This is a genomic window from Intrasporangium sp., from assembly GCF_035280925.1.
Lineage (GTDB): Bacteria > Actinomycetota > Actinomycetes > Actinomycetales > Dermatophilaceae > Intrasporangium.
This window is the reverse complement of the sequence record NZ_DATEEY010000108.1, coordinates 1-2,450: the sequence shown is the minus strand read 5'-3', so window position 1 is coordinate 2,450 and position 2,450 is coordinate 1. Positions and strand designations below refer to the sequence as shown.

At 68.8% G+C, this 2,450-nt stretch carries 3 protein-coding genes; 1 reads left to right on the top strand and 2 read right to left on the bottom strand.

Annotated features, from left to right (window positions below; all coding sequences use genetic code 11):
* Positions 1-1,146, bottom strand: a 1,146-nt coding sequence (locus VJN29_RS10670) for a cytochrome P450 (protein ID WP_324143613.1), incomplete at its 3' end; no start/stop codon positions are given.
* Positions 1,147-1,300: 154 nt separating this feature from the next.
* Between VJN29_RS10670 and VJN29_RS10665 the strand changes: the two genes are divergently transcribed.
* On the top strand, positions 1,301-1,900 hold the full coding sequence (locus VJN29_RS10665) for a TetR/AcrR family transcriptional regulator (RefSeq protein ID WP_324143612.1): 600 nt from the start codon (positions 1,301-1,303) through the stop codon (positions 1,898-1,900).
* Positions 1,901-2,030: 130 nt separating this feature from the next.
* Here the strand turns inward: VJN29_RS10665 and VJN29_RS10660 are convergent.
* Positions 2,031-2,450: LLM class flavin-dependent oxidoreductase (locus VJN29_RS10660; protein WP_324143611.1), on the bottom strand; the 420-nt coding region annotated here is incomplete at its 5' end.

Genomic DNA, 2,450 nt, shown 5'->3' with positions numbered 1-2,450 from the left:
GAGCTTCATGCCGTCGTGGTCGATGTCCCACTCGGGGAACCGCTCGAGCAGCTCGTCGAGGGCGACGCGTCCCTCGAGCCGGGCGAGGTTGGCGCCGAGGCAGAAGTGGAGCCCGTAGCCGAACGTGAGGTGTTGGATGTCCTTGCGGTGGATGTCGAAGACGTCCGGATCGCCATAGCGGCGGGGGTCTCGGTTCGCCGAGGCGAGCAGCAGCAGGACGGGGCTGCCGGCCGGGACGGTGGTGCCGTGGTACTCGACGTCCTCCATCACGTAGCGCGCGGTGGCGTGCCCGGTGGGTTCGAAGCGCAGGGCCTCGTCGATGACCCTGGGGACGAGGGAGCGGTCCTCGACCACCTCGCGCCGCTGGTCGGGGTGCTCGGCGAGCAGCTTGGCGAGCCAGCCGATCAGCCGCCCGGTGGTCTCGTTGCCGGCGCCGGCGATGACGGAGGTGTAGGTGAGCACCTCCTGGCGGGTGAGCGTGCGGATCTCGCCGGACTCGTCCTCGAACTCGGCGGTGAGCAGGTGGGTCATCAGGTCATCGGAGGGGTGCTGGGCCCGCCACTCGATGTAGTCGGCGAACATCTCGCCGTTGGCGACGCTCTCCTCCTTGACCTGCATCGGCTGGCCAGGAACGGTGCGCAGGTTGTCATCGGTCTTGTTGCGGACCGCCACCTGGTCCTGCTCGGGGATGCCGAGGAGCATGCCGATCACCCGCATGGGCAGCACCGAGGCGAGCTCTTCGATGATGTCGAACCCGTCGGACCCGACCAGCGGATCGAGCGACCGGGCACAGAACGCCCGCACCTGGTCCTCGAGGGCAGCCATGCGCCGCGGCGTGAACACCCGGGACATCAGCCCGCGGTGCATCGTGTGGACCGGCGGGTCCTCGAACAGGATCACCCCGGGCGGGAGCTCCACGCCGGCCTTGATGATGTCGAGGATGTCGCTGCGGGTGCTGGAGAACGCCTTCCAATTGACCAGCGCCATCTCGACATCGGCGTGGCGCGACAGCGCCCAGAAGTCGTAGCGGTCGTTGTAGTAGGCGGGCGCTTCCTCGCGGAGGCGGGCGTAGGTGGGATAGGGGTCGGCGTTGATGTCGACGTCGTAGGGATCGAAGTAGACGGCGGGCTCGGTCACGGTCGTCATGGCTGTGTGCCTCCGGTCTGCTCGGCCGCGAGCAGGTGCTGCGCCGGTGATGACGGCGACCTTCCCTCGAGCTCTGCCATGCCCGGTGTTGTAGCGTGTTTAGAACGCCTGTTCAAACTTTTCCTCCGACGAGTGACCAGTGGAGGACGCATCGATGGCAGAGGGACGGCGCCCGCGAGCGGCGACGGAAGAGAAGCGGAAGCGGATCCTCGACGCCACCGAGGAGATCATGCTGAAAGAGGGCTACGCCGCCGTCAGCTCGCGCCGCGTCGCCACCGCCGTGGGCATCCAGGCGCCGCTCGTGCACTACTACTTCTCGACCCTCGACGACCTGTTCGTCGCCGTGCTCCGCCGCCGGGCGGGCCGCAACGTCGAGCGGATGGCCGACGCGCTGGCATCACCGGAACCCCTGCGCGCCTGGTGGCGGCTGGCGTCCGATCCACGGGGCACCGCGCTGTTCGTCGAGCTGCTGGCGGCGGCGAACCACCGCCCCGCGCTCAAGGCCGAGGTCGGCCAGATCGCACGCGACGTCCGCCACATGCAGATGGACGCCCTCGACACCCTGCTCGGCGAGTACGACATCGACGCTCTGGAGTTCCCCCCGCCGCTCGTTGCGGCGGCGATCCAGGGTCTCGCCTTCAGCGCGGTCCAGGACCAGGCGGCCGGCTACGACACCGCACCCGACGAGGCGATCGCCGCCATGGACCGGCTGGTCGAACGCCTGGAGGATCGCCGGATGCAGTCACAGCGTTGACGAGCGACCTCCGCATCAACGAAGCACAGAGCTTGTGCATCCACGCCGCTGCCGCCGTGCGGGTTCGCGTGGCCGCATCCGAAGCGGATCAGCTCTGGATGCAGCGATTCCTGGACGCTGAGGTCCGAGCTCAGGCGAGCAGCTTTCGAAGTTCGCCGACGGCGACGATCGCGCTGTCGACGTCGTCGGCGCACGGGATCACGTTGAGACGAGAGCAGCCGGCCTCGATGTAGGGGCTCAGGAACTCTGCGACCTGCTCGGGCGTGCCGTGGGGCGAGTACCGCTCGAACGGCTCGAAGGGCATCTGGTAGAAGTCCTGCATCTGTGCGGCGAGCGGCGTGCGTGCCGCCTCACGCGTCGAGGCGAAGCCGCACCAGACGTTGAGTGCGTGCTCGAACGCGCTCGGGTCTCTGCCGGCCTCGAGAGCCTCGCCGGCGATCTGGTCACAGACACTGCCGAAGCGGCGGGGTGAGACCCAGATCCCGAGCCACCCGTCGCCGAACCTCGCAGCGCGCCGGACCGCCGCGTCCGAGCGTCCGCCGACGATCAG